The organism is Fluviicola taffensis DSM 16823, from assembly GCF_943372375.1.
Taxonomy (GTDB): Bacteria; Bacteroidota; Bacteroidia; order Flavobacteriales_D; family Crocinitomicaceae; genus Fluviicola; species Fluviicola taffensis_A.
The window spans coordinates 108,113-125,607 of record NZ_CALRYJ010000011.1 but is presented as its reverse complement, the minus strand read 5'-3'; the positions used below and the strand labels follow the sequence as shown (position 1 = coordinate 125,607).

Annotated in this window: 20 protein-coding genes; 8 read left to right on the top strand and 12 right to left on the bottom strand. The window is 39.2% G+C overall.

Annotated elements, in window-relative coordinates; all coding sequences use genetic code 11:
* Window positions 1-16 precede the first annotated feature (16 nt).
* From AAG807_RS15140 to pyrH, 3 genes are all read right to left on the bottom strand, one after another.
* The gene (locus AAG807_RS15140; protein WP_341905672.1) at window positions 17-319 is read right to left on the bottom strand and encodes a hypothetical protein; all 303 of its coding nucleotides are present in this window, start codon (window positions 317-319) and stop codon (window positions 17-19) included.
* A gap of 61 nt (window positions 320-380) precedes the next feature.
* Window positions 381-944 carry a ribosome recycling factor gene (gene frr / locus AAG807_RS15135; RefSeq protein ID WP_341905670.1) on the bottom strand — a complete coding sequence of 188 codons (564 nt, stop codon included), beginning with the start codon at window positions 942-944 and terminating at the stop codon, window positions 381-383.
* A gap of 37 nt (window positions 945-981) precedes the next feature.
* A complete protein-coding gene (gene pyrH, locus AAG807_RS15130; protein WP_341905667.1) occupies window positions 982-1,689 on the bottom strand; it encodes a UMP kinase in 708 nt (235 codons plus the stop codon).
* A 64-nt stretch (window positions 1,690-1,753) separates the two neighbouring features.
* Between pyrH and AAG807_RS15125 the strand changes: the two genes are divergently transcribed.
* Genes AAG807_RS15125 through AAG807_RS15115 form a run of 3 tightly spaced genes read left to right on the top strand, consistent with a single transcriptional unit; the run spans window position 1,754 to window position 3,887 of the window.
* Window positions 1,754-2,164, top strand: coding sequence for a hypothetical protein (locus AAG807_RS15125; RefSeq protein WP_341905664.1), 411 nt, complete (start codon window positions 1,754-1,756; stop codon window positions 2,162-2,164).
* A complete protein-coding gene (locus AAG807_RS15120) occupies window positions 2,164-2,580 on the top strand; it encodes a DUF2007 domain-containing protein (protein WP_341905662.1) in 417 nt (138 codons plus the stop codon). Before AAG807_RS15125 ends, AAG807_RS15120 begins: the two co-directional genes overlap by 1 nt.
* 29 nt (window positions 2,581-2,609) lie before the next feature.
* Window positions 2,610-3,887, top strand: coding sequence for a hypothetical protein (locus tag AAG807_RS15115; RefSeq protein ID WP_341905659.1), 1,278 nt, complete (start codon window positions 2,610-2,612; stop codon window positions 3,885-3,887).
* Window positions 3,888-4,007: 120 nt separating this feature from the next.
* Here AAG807_RS15115 and tsf read toward each other — a convergent pair whose 3' ends face one another.
* The 4 genes from tsf to rplM all read right to left on the bottom strand — a co-directional run bounded on the left by tsf (window position 4,008) and on the right by rplM (window position 6,661).
* Window positions 4,008-4,838: a translation elongation factor Ts gene (tsf, locus tag AAG807_RS15110; protein ID WP_341905657.1), complete on the bottom strand. Its 831-nt coding sequence runs from the start codon at window positions 4,836-4,838 to the stop codon at window positions 4,008-4,010.
* 67 nt (window positions 4,839-4,905) lie between these two features.
* Complete coding sequence (gene rpsB, locus AAG807_RS15105) at window positions 4,906-5,673, bottom strand: 30S ribosomal protein S2 (protein WP_341905655.1); 768 nt, start codon at window positions 5,671-5,673, stop codon at window positions 4,906-4,908.
* A gap of 137 nt (window positions 5,674-5,810) precedes the next feature.
* Window positions 5,811-6,197, bottom strand: coding sequence for a 30S ribosomal protein S9 (gene rpsI, locus AAG807_RS15100; protein ID WP_013687229.1), 387 nt, complete (start codon window positions 6,195-6,197; stop codon window positions 5,811-5,813).
* A gap of 5 nt (window positions 6,198-6,202) precedes the next feature.
* A complete protein-coding gene (gene rplM, locus AAG807_RS15095) occupies window positions 6,203-6,661 on the bottom strand; it encodes a 50S ribosomal protein L13 (RefSeq protein ID WP_341905649.1) in 459 nt (152 codons plus the stop codon).
* Window positions 6,662-7,019: 358 nt separating this feature from the next.
* On the opposite strand from rplM, the gene AAG807_RS15090 reads away from it, so the two are divergent.
* Genes AAG807_RS15090 through AAG807_RS15075 form a run of 4 tightly spaced genes read left to right on the top strand, consistent with a single transcriptional unit; the run spans window position 7,020 to window position 10,071 of the window.
* Window positions 7,020-7,670 (top strand): T9SS type A sorting domain-containing protein, encoded by a 651-nt coding sequence (locus tag AAG807_RS15090; protein ID WP_341905646.1) that lies wholly within the window; start codon window positions 7,020-7,022, stop codon window positions 7,668-7,670.
* A 33-nt stretch (window positions 7,671-7,703) separates the two neighbouring features.
* Window positions 7,704-8,144 carry a hypothetical protein gene (locus AAG807_RS15085; RefSeq protein ID WP_341905644.1) on the top strand — a complete coding sequence of 147 codons (441 nt, stop codon included), beginning with the start codon at window positions 7,704-7,706 and terminating at the stop codon, window positions 8,142-8,144.
* A gap of 54 nt (window positions 8,145-8,198) precedes the next feature.
* Entirely contained in the window at window positions 8,199-8,738 is a 540-nt protein-coding gene (locus AAG807_RS15080) for a sigma-70 family RNA polymerase sigma factor (protein ID WP_341905642.1), read from the top strand.
* The gene (locus AAG807_RS15075; RefSeq protein WP_341905639.1) at window positions 8,725-10,071 is read left to right on the top strand and encodes a hypothetical protein; all 1,347 of its coding nucleotides are present in this window, start codon (window positions 8,725-8,727) and stop codon (window positions 10,069-10,071) included. The genes AAG807_RS15080 and AAG807_RS15075 overlap by 14 nt, the downstream gene beginning before the upstream one ends.
* A 1-nt stretch (window position 10,072) precedes the next feature.
* Here the strand turns inward: AAG807_RS15075 and dinB are convergent, their stop codons facing one another.
* Window positions 10,073-11,158, bottom strand: a complete 1,086-nt coding sequence (gene dinB, locus AAG807_RS15070; RefSeq protein ID WP_341905636.1) for a DNA polymerase IV — start codon at window positions 11,156-11,158, stop codon at window positions 10,073-10,075.
* Between the two features lie 104 nt (window positions 11,159-11,262).
* On the opposite strand from dinB, the gene AAG807_RS15065 reads away from it, so the two are divergent.
* Window positions 11,263-12,309 carry a DUF2891 domain-containing protein gene (locus AAG807_RS15065; protein WP_341905634.1) on the top strand — a complete coding sequence of 349 codons (1,047 nt, stop codon included), beginning with the start codon at window positions 11,263-11,265 and terminating at the stop codon, window positions 12,307-12,309.
* A gap of 54 nt (window positions 12,310-12,363) precedes the next feature.
* Here the strand turns inward: AAG807_RS15065 and AAG807_RS15060 are convergent, their stop codons facing one another.
* The 4 genes from AAG807_RS15060 to AAG807_RS15045 all read right to left on the bottom strand — a co-directional run bounded on the left by AAG807_RS15060 (window position 12,364) and on the right by AAG807_RS15045 (window position 17,429).
* A complete protein-coding gene (locus tag AAG807_RS15060; RefSeq protein ID WP_341905632.1) occupies window positions 12,364-14,838 on the bottom strand; it encodes a T9SS type A sorting domain-containing protein in 2,475 nt (824 codons plus the stop codon).
* Between the two features lie 163 nt (window positions 14,839-15,001).
* Window positions 15,002-15,775, bottom strand: a complete 774-nt coding sequence (locus AAG807_RS15055) for an enoyl-CoA hydratase/isomerase family protein (RefSeq protein ID WP_341905630.1) — start codon at window positions 15,773-15,775, stop codon at window positions 15,002-15,004.
* A gap of 12 nt (window positions 15,776-15,787) precedes the next feature.
* Window positions 15,788-16,327, bottom strand: coding sequence for a hypothetical protein (locus AAG807_RS15050; protein WP_341905627.1), 540 nt, complete (start codon window positions 16,325-16,327; stop codon window positions 15,788-15,790).
* Between the two features lie 127 nt (window positions 16,328-16,454).
* Complete coding sequence (locus AAG807_RS15045) at window positions 16,455-17,429, bottom strand: hypothetical protein (protein ID WP_341905625.1); 975 nt, start codon at window positions 17,427-17,429, stop codon at window positions 16,455-16,457.
* Window positions 17,430-17,495: the final 66 nt, after the last annotated feature.

The window sequence follows — 17,495 nt, the reverse complement described above, 5'->3', positions numbered from 1 at the left end:
TTGATTAAAAACCGGATTATTCCTTATCCAAGAATACAACTCCTTCAGCTACCCGGAAAATCAATGAATTATTATCCATATCCTCTATTAACCAATCAATTTCCTTATTGGTTGCAGCATTGGTCACTTTAATAACACTCTTTGAGGAAATCCGATAGGTCCAATCCGTGGTGTCCTGACCATAAATAATAAAAGGGAGACCAGACTTCTCATCCTTATCTCCCCCGGTAAATTCATAGACTTCCGAATGGTCCACGTATTCGCCATTATTCATCAACATTTTTGTATACTTCCATCTTCCTTCAAGGCGATTAACCATCCGTTGTTTCGCGCATGAAAGAAGAAGAAAAAGGGTTGTGATAAATAAAACGAACCGCATTTTAGATAGTCATTATATCTTTCTCTTTCAAATCTACCAAATCATCCACTTTCTTGATGAACGTATTTGTCAGATTTTGAATTTCATTCTCAGCATCTTTTGTCATATCCTCAGAAAGACCATCTGCTTTCAAGCTTTTAACCATATCAATCGCATCCTTGCGGTTGTTTCTGATTCCAACTTTAGCATGTTCACCTTCTGCTTTCGCTTTCTTTACCAAATCACGTCTGCGGTCTTCTGTCAAAAGTGGGATTTGTATGATCAATTGTTCTCCATTATTTTGCGGATTCAAACCCAAATTTGCGTTCATGATCCCTTTTGCGATCTCATTCAGCATAGCCTTTTCAAAAGCCTGAACAGTCAATGTACGTGCGTCCATGGAATTGATGTTTCCAACTTGTTGAATGGGAGTCGGAGAACCGTAATAATCGACCAACACTCCTGAAAGCATGGAAGGCGTTGCTTTTCCTGCTCTTACTTTCGTCAATTCATTTTCTAAGTGATCTAATGCTTTTGCATTTGATGACTTCAAATCATCATAAATTAGTTCTAACTCTTCGGTCATAATCTATCTAAATTGAATCCGTCGCGGCGGATAGCTATTAATTTTTTACAATTGTTCCTACTTGTTCACCGTCCATTAATCGTTTCAAATTTCCGGGAGTATCCATATCAAAAACAATAATTGGCAAGTTGTTTTCCATACAAAGGGTAAAAGCTGTCATATCCATTACTTTCAATCCTCTGCTATAAGCATCTTCAAAGGTAATCGTATCAAACTTCGTTGCAGTAGGGTCTTTCTCCGGATCAGCCGTGTAAATTCCATCCACACGTGTTCCTTTCAGGATCACATCCGCATTGATTTCGATTGCTCTTAACGATGCTGCTGAGTCTGTAGTGAAATAAGGATTTCCCGTTCCTGCTCCGAAAATCACCACCCGACCCTTCTCCAAGTGTCTTACAGCTCTTCTTCTTACATAAGGTTCGGAAATTTCTTTCATTTCAATAGCAGATTGCAGTCTTGTTTGAAGACCTACCGATTCCAAAGCTGATTGAAGCGCCATTGAATTAATCATCGTTGCCAACATTCCCATGTAATCTCCATGCGTCCGGTCCATTCCACCTTCTTCTGCCTGAACACCACGGAAAATATTTCCACCACCGATCACAATTGCAACTTCTGCCCCCAAATCATGAATTTCCTTAATTTGCTTAGCATAAAGACTAAGTCTTTGGTTGTCAATTCCAAATTGCTTATCCCCCATGAGAGATTCGCCACTTAATTTGAGCAGAATACGATGGTATTTCATAATTATTGAAAGAAGTTGCGCAAATATAGTCGGTTTAATTGAATATTTTAAATATCCGGACAGTTTGAAAGAACCAAATGAAGCAAAAAAGCTAACTTTAATCCAAATTACCGGCATGGAAAATCACCAGATACTTGATCAAACATCCCTGATGAATTCAATGGATGAAGCAGAATTAAATCTTTTATTCAATTATTTCAAACAAGAATATAACGATCAATCAATTATCCGGAAACTGCTCAAAAAAGGGTATGACGAAACCAAAGCAATGCAAATGATTTCAGAGGCACGCGGTCTTTATACGGGATATGTACTAAAGAAAAAGGCTCAAAGAGAGATTGTTTTCGGTTCTTTGTGGATGGTTGGCGGAATTATCGGGACTCTGGCAAATATCGGCTTAATCTTCTGGGGAGCTATTTTATTTGGATTCATTCAGTGTAGCAAAGGCATTTTTAATTATAGAAACAACCTCTAATGGGACTCATCACTTTTAAGACATTCGACAATTCAATTGATGCACATATCCTAAAAATCAAATTAGAGAGCGAAGGAATCACCTGTTTTCTATTTGATGAAAATATCGTATCCGTAAATCCATTGTATTCCAATCTGGTTGGTGGAATCAAGCTAAAGATCAATGAAGAGGACCTGTCTCATGCCAAGAACATTGTATTGGAATTGGAACAAACTCCCTACACGACGGATGATGAACAAGTCATTGCTTGTCCGAAATGTCAATCTACCAAAATTGAATCCGGATACAAATCAATGCGCAGTCTAGGAGCGGTCATCTCAGCTATCGCATCCTTTTTGTTATTCATCTTCCCTGTTTACCGGAAAACGGTTTACAAATGTTTGGAATGTGGGAATGAGTTTGATGTGAAAAAGTAAAGTGCAATAAATTATATTTATTAAAAAATATGTCTTTCAAGCTTAGTCTTTCAATTTTATTAGTATCAGCCACATCTTTTGCCAGTCTTAGTCAGCAAACCGAATATACCGGATCTGGAATCTGGCAATATTTAGAAACAGATAATGATTGCTATGAAATCAACTTTATTGCGACGCTCAACGAAGAATTACTAATTCCTTCGGATCGCTCTTTTCCAATGAATCAATATAAATATCATGAAGCACCTCCTTCAGGATCTGGAACTACTCAAGAACGCTGCATAACAAAGTATCAAGACCTCGGCAAAGTTCATTTTGACAAGATTAATGGAATTTCAAAAAAAGATGCACATGCACATTTGGAAAAACAAATCCAAGTAAATCAATTCGGGACAGAGTGCACTGACATTCGTCAAATCAATACAAAATCAGAACTTGAATTGAATAAAAACATGTTTGGTGCCGCGCCAAAAATTGAATTAAATAAAGGAATTGTCATTTCAGGATTTTGTCCATTGATTTCAACAATAAATGACACTTTGGTACTTGAAGGTTATTTTATGTTTAGTCAGGATACCGTAAAACATCGTGTTTACTTAAAACTCTCCTCCTTTGACCAAGGTTATATAAAATATAGAGACGTAATAACTCCAATTTATAACTGTCAGATAAAACCTGAATTTGTAAAAGCACTGATTATACTTCCTGATGACATAAAAAATGGTTACCCTGAAGAATTAAACACTTTTAAAAACCTGACTTCATTAAGGATGGCTGTTCGAAAAGATCGTCCTTTGCCCGATTTTATTTTCCAACAAAATCACCTGAGAAACCTCTCTTTGGAGTGTCTTGAATGCAAAATATATTCACAACCCGGCGATACAATAATTTTTAAAGTCCCCAGAAAATTATGGAGCATTTCAACCTTAAAATCACTTTCGGTAGAATCGGCTAAAATTGACTTCGGAGGAGATTTCCCAGCAAATTCAAATCTTGAGAACCTAGTTTTAAAGGCAACAACTTATACCATTCCTGTTTCAATTGTAAACTTGAGTAAGTTAAAATCAATTGATTTCTACTTTACAAGAGGGGGACAATTTCCTGACAACCTAAATGTATTGAAAGAACTGGAATACATCAATCTATTTTTGCCAAAGGATATTTCACTTCCTAAAAACTTCGGTCCATGGCCAAAATTGAAGAAACTCACAATTTTAGGTGGTAATAAACTAACTCTTGCAGATTATGAATTGTTAGTCAAACAACAGCCAAACACCCAATTATCAATGAGAATTCCGAAATATTAATCACCAATCAATTTCTAGGGCTCTTTTGATTGATTAGAAATCATAGAATAAACTATTATAACAAAAAAATCCTGCCCAAATTGGACAGGATTTTCAATTATTTGTAATCTTAAGAACTGATTAGCTCAAAGAGAAACGTTTGAATTCAGTAACTGTTAAACCATTCTCAGTAGAATCCAAAAATTGTTCAACTGTCAATTTGTTGTCGCGGATGAATTCCTGACTCAACAAAGTATTTTCCTTGAAGAATTTAGACAAACGTCCTTGAGCAATTTTATCAGCCATTTCAGCAGGTTTCCCCTCTTGGATAGCCAATTCTTTACCAACTTCGATTTCACGTTCGATTGTACGAGCGTCTACTCCATCTTTGTTCAAAGCAATTGGATTCATCGCAGCAACTTGCATTGCAACCTGACGACCAGCTTCAGCAACTGTCTCTCCACCTTTGTTCAAAGCAACCAAAGTAGCCAATTGGTTTCCAGGGTGATTGTAAGCAACAACTGTGTCACCTTTCAATACAGCGTATCCTGATAAATCCAATTTTTCTCCGATAACACCAACTTGTTCAGTGATTTTCTCCTCAACAGTTAATTTATCGTCGTACTTCAATCCTTTCAACTCTTCAGAAGATGCAGGCAAGTTTTTCATTGCGATATCAACCAAAGATTGAACGAAGTTACGGTAAGTATCATTTTTAGCAACGAAGTCTGTTTCACAGTTCAACGTTAACAATACACCTACTTTGTTGTCTGCGCTAGTTTGAGCGAAAACCAACCCTTCAGCAGCTTCATTTTCACCTCTTTTCGCAGCAACTTTTTGACCTTTTTTACGCAAGATATCTACAGCAGCTTCAAAATCGCCGTCTGCTTCTACTAATGCATTTTTACAGTCCATCATACCAGCACCTGTTTGCTGGCGTAATTTGTTTACATCTGACGCAGTAATTGCCATGACTATAAATCGTTTAAATGTTTATACAAAAGTATGTCCCGATTGTTACCTCGGGACTACTTTGTTATTATTCTTTTGTTTCTTCAACTTTCGCAACAACTTCTTCAGTTGCAGCAGGAGCCTCATCCTTATCTTTAGCTGTATTAGCTTTACGATCATCCAAACCTTCTTTGATCGCTCCACAAATTGCATCCAAGATGATTGCAATTGATTTTGTAGCATCGTCATTTGCTGGGATAGGGAAATCAACCAAACGAGGGTCAGAATTCGTATCTACCATTGCAAATGTTGGGATACCCAAACGTTTTGCTTCAGCCAATGCGATATGCTCTTTCAAGATATCAACGATAAAGATCGCTGCCGGTTGACGAGTCATGTCAGCAATTGAACCAAACGTTTTTTCCAGTTTGTCACGTTGACGAGTTTTGAATAAACGCTCACGTTTGTTCAAAGTCTCCCAAGTACCATCCGTTTTCATTTTGTCGATAGACACCATTTTACGGATTGACTTACGTGTTGTTTGGAAATTTGTCAACATACCACCTGACCAACGTTCTGTTACATATGGCATGTTAATCGGAGCTACGCGATCCGTGATGATTTCCTTTGCTTGTTTTTTAGTAGCTACGAAAAGTACTTTTTTACCCGACTTAGCAATTTGCTTCATTGCCGCACAAGCTTGATCAAGATGTGCAATTGTCTTATTAAGGTCAATAATGTGGATACCTTTTTTCTCGTCAAAGATATACGGCGCCATTGCCGGGTTCCATTTTCTTTTTAAGTGTCCGAAGTGAACACCTGCTTCTAATAAACTATCAAAATTTACTTTAGACATAATCTTTTTTCTTTAATTGTTTACGTTCCTTAGTAATCAGCTAAACAAAGGGGGCAATTAGTCGACTGACCAATGATAATACTTTGTGCTTGGATACTAAACAACCTTCTCGCCAAAACGAGAAAATAAAATTCAAATTAACGTTTCGAGAACTGGAATTTCTTACGTGCTTTCGGTTGACCCGGTTTCTTACGCTCAACCATTCTTGGGTCACGTGTCATTAAACCTTCTGCTTTCAACAACGTTTTAAAGTCTGCTGAAACCTCAACCAAAGCGCGGGATACTCCTAAACGAATAGCTTCCGCTTGTCCGTTAATTCCTCCTCCAGCTACATTTACCTTAATGTCATACTGACCTAAAGTATCAGTCAAGTTGAACGGTTGCTCAACTTTTCCTTGCAAAATAGCTACTGGAAAGAACTCCTTGTAATCACGTTTATTAATTGTCATCTTGCCCGTACCTTTCATCAAGTACACACGAGCAACTGAAGTTTTTCTTCTTCCTAATGCGTTTACTACTTCCATATCCTTTATTTCTTAGCTTTTAATAAGTTAATAGCCTCCGGTTTTTGAGCCTCTTGTTTGTGATCTGTACCAGCGTAAACCACTACATTTCTAAACAATTGACGACCCAAAGTATTCTTTGGCAACATCCCTTTAATCGCTTTTTCGATTACACGTTCAGGGCTGCGTTTCAATAATTCTTGCGCAGTCAATGAACGTTGTCCTCCTGGATATCCAGTGTAACGAACATACTCTTTGTTCTCTAATTTTGTACCAGAGAAAGAGATTTTTGCTGCATTGATAACGATCACGTTATCTCCACAGTCAGCATGCGGTGTGAAGTTTGGTTTGTGTTTTCCACGTACTAACTTCGCTACCTCACTTGCCAGACGACCAACTGTATGGCCTTCAGCATCTACTAACAACCACTTTTTATTCGCGGTTTCCTTGTTAGCAGAAACAGTTTTGTAACTTAAAGTATCCACTACCTTTTAATTTTTAAATAAGACAATAACCCCAATTTGGGGGGTGCAAAGATAGAAACTCTATTTTTTAATAACAAGGGATTTCGAAATAAAACTGAATATTAATCGGTTAGATTCCATATTATCATTCATTTTCAGGAAAATCGACCCCTTTCATTGAAAATGGAGACATGAAAATTGAACAAAAAGAAAGGGGGCTTTCGCTATAAATCCACCATGGCAGATTCGTGCAATTTCCTTTTCAATTATCCTCCGGATAGCTATCGGGATTAAACTTTCAATTTTCTCCAGGCAACCTTTCCGTTTTTGCTTTTGTAATAGAGGAAACAAATTTAAATAATCAGCAATACAATACCGCATGAAAACAATTAAACTAAAACAACTGCTCATTCCGGGATTGATCCTGTTCACCCAACAAGTCTTTGGACAGCTTCCTGCAATAGACAGTTTAAAGATGATTCCCGACAACCCGACTATCGCGGATGAAATCAAGATTATCTGCTACGCTACATTTTCTTCCGGAAGTTGCAATTTGGAGAATCACTATGTAACCGTGCAAGGGAATCAAATCACCCTGAACCTGGAATACAACCCCGGAGCAGCAACTTACATCTGCCACGATATCGATACCGTATCGCTCGGAAATCTGGAAGCCGGTGATTATGAACTGGACGTCAATCTGATTATCATGCCGATGGATGTGATTGAAGATCACGACACACTTTATTTTTCTATCGGGAATCTTTTAGGAATCAATGAACACCCAAACAACTTCGATGTAAGTATTCATCCAAACCCCTTTAACGAAGAGATCCGAATAAAGACAGATGCAATCATTGAAACCATTGAATTGAATTCCATTTCCGGTCAAAAAGTATCGAAAGAAATCGATCTCAATTTTGACAAAAAAATAGACCTGTCTGATCTGAAAGATGGAATCTATTTACTCACATTGACCGATGTCAAAGGAAATAAGTCGACAAAAAGAGTCTTCAAAAGCACCCTTTGATCCTTCAATACGTTTAAATTAAAATCTGAAATCATGAAAAAGATCGTTTATATCTTGCCCATATTGATACTTGTAGTATTAAGTGCCTGTAAAAAAGAAGTGAGTCCCGCCAATACCTCGCATCAAAACACTCATGCAACAAGTGACCTTGATGGAAAATGGAACCTGGTCCACCTGTATGGTGGAATAGCCGGTATCAATGAAAACTATGCTTCCGGAGAGATCGAATGGACATTCAATACTCAAAATGCTACCTTAACAGTTAACAATACAGTAGGAAATTCCAGTTACTATTCCTTACCTTCGGGAACATATCCTTTTCAACAGATTTCCAATTCGAATCAAAACTACCTGGTGATCGATGCCAACGAACTGGGACAATTTGTGATCTCAGGCAATCAGATTTTCATTGATGAGAATAAGAAGTCAACCGGAGAAGGCGCTTGCGGTTTTTACATGGAACTGGAGCGGTAATAAATTTGAGTAAAAACGGATCATTAACGCCGAAAAAATTCCGGAATCGTTAAAATGGAAGAGCGCATAGAAGATTTCATCAAAGGAAATAAAAAAGCTTTTGACGGGGTGTACCAAAAATACTCCCCTTCTATGTTTGGTATCTGTATGCGCTATGCAAGCTGCAGAGATGACGCACAGGAAATCCTTCAGGAAGCATTTATCAGAGTCTATGAGAATCGGGAGAAAATGAATCCGGAACTTCCAATCGGACCGTGGATCAAGACCATCACCATTCGAACGGCTATTACTTTTTTGAAAGTGCAAAAAAGAATGGTTCGAACCGAAAAAGACGACTTTTTTGAAGGTCGGCAGGAACTATCTGTTTCGGAAAACGAAACCAGCGAAGAGAAAAATATACTTCTAAAATTATTGACGGAAATGCCAGCAGGATATCGGACAGTATTCAACTTGTTTGTATTGGATAATTTGACACACAAAGAAATTGCAGAATACCTGGAGATCACTGAAGGTGCCTCCAAATCGCAATTGGCCAAGGCAAAAAATTGGATTCGAATCAATCTTGAAAAAAAAAGAAACAATGAAAGAGCTTGACGAAATAGATCAGTTGTTTCAAACAACCTTTGAAGGGTTTGAATTGACTCCGGATGCCTCGGTGAAAACCAACATCGATCGTGCCATCACTTCCAAAAAGAAGCGAAGAAGGTTTCTATTCATTTGGTTCCCGGTTATTTTCAGCACTTCGGTTTTAGCTGCAACAGGTTATTTTTATTCCATTTCAGGAAAAAGAACTGTTGAAACAAATCACATCACTCAAAATCAATCGTCCGAACACGCGAACATATCCGGTCTTTCCAAAAATGACGGAAACACAGAAATATCCCAAGCTGAAATCGCATTAAACACCACTGAAAAACAACTTGTCCGGCATCGAGATCCCCAAATAAAAAGGGTTGAGTCTAAAGAATCTGTGGCAAAAACACCATTATTCCGTTCTTCAAAAGCCAAAGTATCAGTCGCTTCAAATAACAAATCCTCCGAGTTAAAAGCCAGTGCAATTCAATCTGAAGAATCGGAAAATCAAAACCCGGAAGCAGAAAATTTGTTTGCAAAAACGGAAGAGCAAACACCAGTCACTCCGGAACCAAAAACCGTGGAAGACAATCCTAAAGACAGCACAATCGCAAATCTTCCAAGTGATTCAGCAGCCATCAAAGACCTTGCAACAGCAACTGACAAACCAAGTCTTTTGCCGGAAGTGAAAAAAACGCAGCAAAAATGGTCCATGTCGCTACTTTCCGGTTGGGAAAATGAGACTAAAAAACCTTCCGAACGATTCGATAGCACGGAATTTTCCGGCACTTCAAAAGAATACGCTCGGATTCATAGCACTTCCTTTTACGGGAAAATCGAATTCAACCGAAGACTCAGCACCAACCTCGATGCAATCGTCGGATTAGGATTTCGCTCAAGCAGGATCACCCAATATGGCACTTTGTACAGTTTGGATAGTTTTGTAATTTATGAGGGTGTAAGCAGTGTCCCTTCTACGGATTCATTTGGACATTTTATCCGGAAACAAAATGAAACACGTATTTACCAGGTTAATTCGGTCATCATGCCATTGGGGATTTCCTTTTCAACACCATTTGCGAATAACTTCCACTTGCGGATTTCCGGTGGAACTGAATTCACTTACAGTTGGATGACAGAAAAACAATCCGCTCCCCATTCAAGTCCTCCCCGATTGAATTCCTTCGGTTGGAATGTTTGGTTGCGACCTGAGATCCATTATACTATCCGGAAATTCCGTTTATTCGGTTTCGGAAGCTTCAATCAGCCGCTTTTACAGCAATTGAAATGGGATTTCACCGTTCGCCGCAATCCTGCATTTGGAGCTGGAATCGGGGTGCTAATCCAGTTATAGGTTAAAACTGCAAGGTCAACTGTTTATCCGGTTCCACATCGCCTTCTTCCGTGTTCAATTTTGAAAGTGAAATTCCAAGTAAACGAACCGGTTTGTTAATCTCCAATTGATCCAACAAACCTTCCACTAAAGGAAAAAACTGATCCTTACTTGACATGAACTCCAACACCGTTTTTGCGCGGGTTTGAGTCGTGAAATCATCGTATTTTATCTTGATGGAAACACATTTTCCGGCAATGGAGCGTTTTTCCATCCGTTTTTCCAGATCAAGGGCGATCTGCTCCAGACTCTCCAACATTTGCCGTTTGGAATGGATTTCAGAAAAATAAGTGTGCTCCACAGCAAAGGATTTCCGGATCCGATCCGGTTTTACCTGACTTCGATGAATTCCACGAACAATATGGTAAAAATGCAGTCCTTGCTTCCCAAAATGTTGCGTCAGAAAGGTCATGCTCTTTTTCTTCAGGTCTTTTCCCGTGCGCACACCCAGTTCCTTCATTTTTGCTGCTGTCACCTTCCCTATCCCGAAGAACAGGTCGATAGGCAGTTTCTCCAGGAAATTTTCCACTTCACCGGGCGGAACAGTCAGTTGCCCGTTTGGTTTGTTCACATCCGAAGCGATTTTAGCAGTAAACTTATTGATGGAGATTCCCGCACTGGCAGTTAACCCGACTTCCTTCAAAATACGTTCGCGGATCTCTTTTGCCAACAAGGTGGCCGACGGAATTCCTTTCTTATTGGTCGTCACATCCAAAAACGCTTCATCCAATGAAAGCGGTTCCACCAAATCCGTATAGTCGTAAAAGATTGCGCGAATCTGTAATGAGATTTCCTGATAGCGATCAAAACGCGGTCGGACAAAGATGAGATCCGGACACAAACGCGCCGCTGTTGAGCTTGGCATTGCCGATTTCACTCCGAATTTACGCGCTTCATAACTAGCTGCAGCCACAACTCCTCTCATCTTACTTCCGCCTACAGCAATCGGTTTCCCTTTCAAATCAGGATCATCCATTTGCTCCACAGAAGCATAAAACGCATCCATATCGATGTGAATTATTTTCCGTTCTTCAACCTGGTTTTCCATGATTTATTTGCTGTTCAATCACCCAAAGTTACACAGGAATCCTTGCATTTCACGACAGAACTTACAAGCAAGAAAAATAATCCTACATTTGGAAAAATTCATACATGATGAAGCAATTGACAGTAGCATTCCTTTTTATCACAAGTATCAGTTTGGCACAGGAAATCTCTTTGACAGAAGCAAAAAGACTACTTGGCTTACCCTTGAAATGTGTCCAAAAAGAATATCCAAATAAATTGGGACAGGTTTTGAATGAAACCGGCGACCTGAAATCTCCAGCAGAACTTCATCCGTCATTTTACGGTTGTTTCGATTGGCATTCTTCTGTTCACGGACATTGGCTGATGGTTAAATTACTGAACAAATACCCGGAACTGATCACTGATTCCGTTCTGATGGTCCTTCAGACAAACTTGAGCAAAGACAACATCCAAAAAGAAATCGCTTACTTCGGAACCAAAAACAACGGTTCTTTTGAACGGACTTACGGTTGGAATTGGTTACTCAAACTACAACTGGAACTGGAAAGCTGGGACCATCCCGTTGGAAGGGAACTGAGTTCAAATCTGAAACCTCTATCCGATCTGTTCTGTCAGAAATACATCGAATTCCTTCCCAAACTCAATTATGCCATTCGATCCGGAGATCACATTAACACTGCTTTCGGATTGACTTTTTCATATGATTATGCCATCGCCCATTCCAACGATTCACTGAAAACGGTTATTGAAAAAAGAGCACGTGATTTTTATTTCAACGACAAAAACTATCCCTTGCATCTGGAACCAAGCGGTTATGATTTTCTTTCCGGTGGTTTTGAGGAAATCGACATCATGCGGCGGATTTTGAGCAAGGACGAATTCAAATCCTGGCTGAAGCGATTTGCTCCTCAATTGTTCAGTAAGAAGTTCACTCTGGAGCCGGGCAAAGTTTCCGATCGCTCAGATGGTCATCTGGTCCATCTGGACGGCTTAAACTTCAGCAGAGCCTGGTGTTTGTACGGAATTACAAAAACATTGCCTGAATTAGCTCACTTGAACAAAATTGCAGATCAGCACATTCAGACTTCTTTATCCAATATTGTGGATGGAGATTACATGGGCGAACACTGGTTGGCAAGTTTTGCTTTATTGGCTTTGCTTTCAAAATAAATAAAAAGAGGGACGCGATTAATCACGTCCCTACCTATTCATTCAACTTTTTTATCAGCGAACTATCAAACGTTTTGTGATTATTGATTGGTTTGTTTTAATCGTTACGATATAAACCCCTTGTTTCAGATCCGAAACATCCACTGAAGTTGTTTTTGCATGTGGAAAATCACTGACAACTTGTTTTCCGTTGATATCGGAAAGCGTGATCTGATCTATTTCCCTTTCAGCGCGAACAAGAAATTCATTTTCTGCCGGATTCGGGTAAAGCTGGATAGTTTCTGCATTCCATTCTCCAAGTCCCAGATCAGTAAAGAATACATTCTCTGTTGTATTTGTTACAATCGGAGCATTGTAATCGAAATAGATATAAGCCGTATTGTGAATAATCGTTCCATTTGTCAATCCGGGAAGAGGTTTCACCCGGTATTGAATAAACCCAATTGAACCTTGCGAATCACTTGTGCTGTCAGGAAGCATAATATTTGGAAAACGCACAATCAGCAAACGGGTATTCGAATTCAAAGTTGTGGTAAATGGATGACTTGCATTGACGACTTTGAAAGTGGACAAATCCAGGTTTGAATCCAAAGTATCCGCTAAACGAATATTCATTGCAGGAGCATTCCCCGTATTTTGAAAATGGATGGTGTAAGTGAATTCATCGGTATATCCTGGTTGCACAACTTCCGGAAAGGTTTCTTTTACATTTGGATCGTATGAATTGACAACGTTGTAGCAATAACTATACAGGTTATTCGTAATGTCCAGCTCTCCCGAAGCATTTGTTGCAACTGAAACTGTTACACAGAATTCATCTCCCGCTATTGCAGTTGTATCTGTAAGAATCGTTGCAATAAATTCGTTTGCATTCAATATTCCAAAATCAGTAATGGAATAAACCGCTGTATTTGCGGAAACAGTTGATGGAGAACCTCCAAAAGTAATTACCCCCGGACCGGTAACAGCGATCGTCACTTCACCTAAAATACCTGAGGCACAATGCATATTGTACTGTGCAGTTACATCTCCCGCCAAAATGTTCAATTCGTGTGTTTGCCCTGGAAAAACCCAACCGTTCGGAACAATTGATTGCACCCCTAAATCAAATCCGGCGCAATTCAATCCGAAATCTCCTCCTGAAACCACTGTATCTGTAAATGGAACTACAGCGTTGGAAGAATTTCCTACAGGACAAGTTACCTGGAGTGACGGAGTAAGATTGGAAGTCTCAATTTCCAATTCGTAACTTCCTGGTCCAGCTGAAAAATAATAATTTCCATTTGCCAAACTCGTAGATGTAACCATCAAATTACCTGTCGAATCGTAAACCGACATTGGAATATAGGTTACGACTCCACCAGCAGGAATACAATCATTGTTGATATCATGAAATACCATTCCTTCTATTCCATTGGCTCCTGTGCAACCATTCGGGTTATTCACCGGGTCGTTCTCATCGCACAAAGGATAAGCCAATAAATCCGGTAACATTCCAGTAGTATAATTCGGTAGGCAAGTAAACGGATTGTTTCCAATTAGGACATTATCCACCACTTCAGAAAAAGGAGCAAAACAAGTGATTTGATTATACGCACATGCTAAAAAATTCAACGAATCCGGCAAATCGGGAAGTTCAGTCAACTGATTTAATTCGCATACCAGAGCTGTCAATCCTGCTGGTAATATTGGCAATGAAGTCAATTGATTATTGGAACAACTCAAAGTACTAAGTGTTGCTGGAAGATCTGGTAATACTGTAAGTTGATTGTCATTACACATTACATGATACAACCCATTCGGTACGTTCGGCAAATCAGGCAAAGCAGATAACTGATTGGATTCACATCCAAATTGTTCCAAAGTATTCGGTAAAACCGGTAAGGATGTCAATTGATTATAACCACAATAAAAATAAACTAGATTAGGAAGAGCTGGCATTTGTGTCAATTGATTTGATACACAATAGAGAAATGACAGAGATGAAGGAAGAGCCGGCAACTGTGTTAACTGATTATTTGAACACTTTAAAACCCCCATATTAGTAGGAAGCGGATTCGGCAATGCAGTAATCTGATTATTTGAACAATCCAATGCCGAGAAGTGCGCAGGCCAGGCAGGAAGCGCCGTCAGTTGATTTTGTTGACACTCCAGGCTAGCCAAATTCATTGGTAAAGTAGGTAAAGCTGTCAATTGGTTGTATGAACAATTTAAAGAAACGATAGAATCAGACAAACCAGATAAGCTTGTCAGGTTATTTCCATGACAATCCAAAATATTCAATTTTTCAAACGCTGCAATTCCATCAATAGTCGAAATTGAAAGACTTGAAATATTAAGTGAGGTCGTACTCTGAATATCCGCATGATCGGAATCCACAAAAAAATTACCGCCGCTAGTCATAAAAGCTGATGCAGGGTAATTAGCCGTTAAATAGGTTTGAAAATTAGCATCAGGTACCTGAACCCAGGTTTGGGCATTCAGTTGAAGGCTAACAAACGCAAGAATAGTTAAAAGTAGTGTTTTCATAATTTAGGGGTCTTTCGGTACAAAGTTATTCAAAATTCATTTCAATGGACTTGAAAATTAGTTAGATGAATGAATCGGGGTTCAAATTGACAGAATCAAAACTTCAGGAAAACAAAAAGGTCATACATAAAAATGCATGACCTTCCATTATTTATTTGAAAAATTACTTTTTCTTAAACGAATTGATTGCATTCACCGTAAAATCGGAAAGAACCAGGGTTCCACTGATTGCAGCACGGTCTGACAATAACTGATCCCAATCTTCGGTTCCTAACCAGAAGACCTTCTTTAATTCTGCCATTGCTTCCGGACTTGATTTCGCCAATGTAGTTGCCAAACGGGAGATTTCTTCATCCATCTCACCTTCCGTGTCAAATACATCCGCATATAAACCATTGAGCATGGCCCATTCAGCTGTTCTCCATTCAGTAGCATTGATTGCCAACTGAGACATAGCTGAAAGTCCCATTTTACGTTCAACTGCCGGACCAACCACAAACGGACCGATTCCTACAGCCAATTCAGAAAGTTTTACTTCTCCAAAACGGGTTGCATAGCAATAATCAACAGCAGAAGCGATTCCAACACCTCCTCCGACTGCTTTTCCTTGGACGCGACCGATAATCAGTTTCGGACATTTTCTGCACGCATTGATCACCTGAGCGAAACCGGAGAAAAACACTTTCCCCGTATCCAGATCCTTAATGGAAATTAGTTCATCAAAACTTGCTCCGGCACAAAATGCCTTATCTCCACCAGACCTCAATACAATTACTTTCACTGCCGAATCTGTTCCGGCATCCGTAATAGTTTCAGCTAATTTTCGAAGAATATTTCCCGGTAATGAATTACTTAATGGATGTCCAAATTCGATAGTAGCAATACCGAATTCATCTACACGCATTTCTACGTGACCTTGATTGACAGCTTCTGACATGGTTTAATTTAACTAGTTATCAAATTTTCTACGAGGACGCATTTGACGTTCACTTGAACCTGATCCTGAACTCGAGCTCGAACCGGAGTTTGAACTTGATCCTGAATTGGAACTTGAGCTACTGCTTCCTCCTTCGCGTTTGAAGTTAGGATTAGGGCTTCGGTCGTTTGATCTGTAAGATCCACCACCACCTTGACCTCCTTGTCTTGGTCCGTTGCTATTATACGGTTTTTTCGGTCCTCCAAAACCACCTGGCTTGTTACCAAATGCAGGTTTCTTTGGTTTATCCTCCGGTTTTGGACGATTTGCTTTCGGAGATGCAATCTTCACATCCAGCTTTCGACCATTTACTTCGAAACCGTTTAATGCCTGAATTGCGTTGATTGCTTCCTCTGCACTTTCCATTTCCACATAACCAAAACCTTTTGATTGTTTTGTCTTAGCATCAAACACAACATGTGCTAAGTGAACCGCACCAAACGCTGAAAACGTTGCTTGCAAATCTTCTGATGTAATCTCCCAGTCGAGATTTGCGATAAAAATATTTGTCATTTACCTAACTTTAAAAATTGGACTTTAGTCCCACTAATTTACCTAAAACGTTTCAACGTTTATTCCTTTTAACATATAACTCCGGAACTAATTTAATCCCGGAGCTATAATTTCTTTATAAATCAATTTACTTTAGAGTAAAGCTATCAGAACCGATAGCCTGACCATCACAGAAAATTTTCACTTTGTAATTTCCTTTAACCGGCTCTTCACCATTGAAATCATAGAATATTGTAACATCCAATGATTTGTTGTTGTACTGGATATCGCGTTTAGCAGAGTATACGATATTACCGTCCGTAGCACTTGCAGTTCCACCTGAGCGACCTTGCAATGTTTTTCCATCCGGATCGATGATCTGCAGATAAACACTTCTATCTCCAGCCGTAGCAATGGTATTTTCACCAATTGTAAACGTTGATTTCGCCTGAACACAATTCCGAGCTTTCGTCGTCGGCTCAGTTGTATCATTCAATTTCATACGCAAACCTGTCGATGTGAATCCATAAGCTGCCAACTTGGAACCTTTCTTAACCTGTTCGGCACTTTGTTCCGCCTCCGTTTTATAAGTGTCGCGTTCATTTTTCGTTTCAGCCAATTGAGTCGAAGTCTCATCCAATTCCGAAGTCAACTTCAGGTTCATGGTATTCAACTGATCGATCTGCTTCACATAGCTGATCATAATCTGACGCAAGGTTTCGTTTTCACGTTTCAACTTGGCAATCAATGATGCTGTTACACGACCATTCTTTTTAGCACTTTCCAACTCAGTCATCAAACCTTGAATCTTGTCTTTCTGAGCAGTCAAGCTATCAGATTTAGATGCATCTTTTTTGATTAGCGCATCATATGTATCCATCATGTTGGTGAAATCCGACATCAAGTCGTTTGTGGTTTCACTCCCTAAGAACGGAGCCATCATTTTGTTCATTTCTTCGATGTCCGCTTGAAGTTCTTCATTTTTCTTGGTCGCTTCTTTCAAAGCACCATTTTTTGAACTCCATAAGTAAGTCATCGTTCCTAACAATACAACCAACAAAACAATAATCGCTGTTAGTGCCGGTGTCATGTTTTTCTTTGAGCCTGATTCTAATTCTGACATAATCTAAAATTTAAATACAAATATAACAATAGAACTAATGAACGATAGGGAATTCATCTTGGCAAA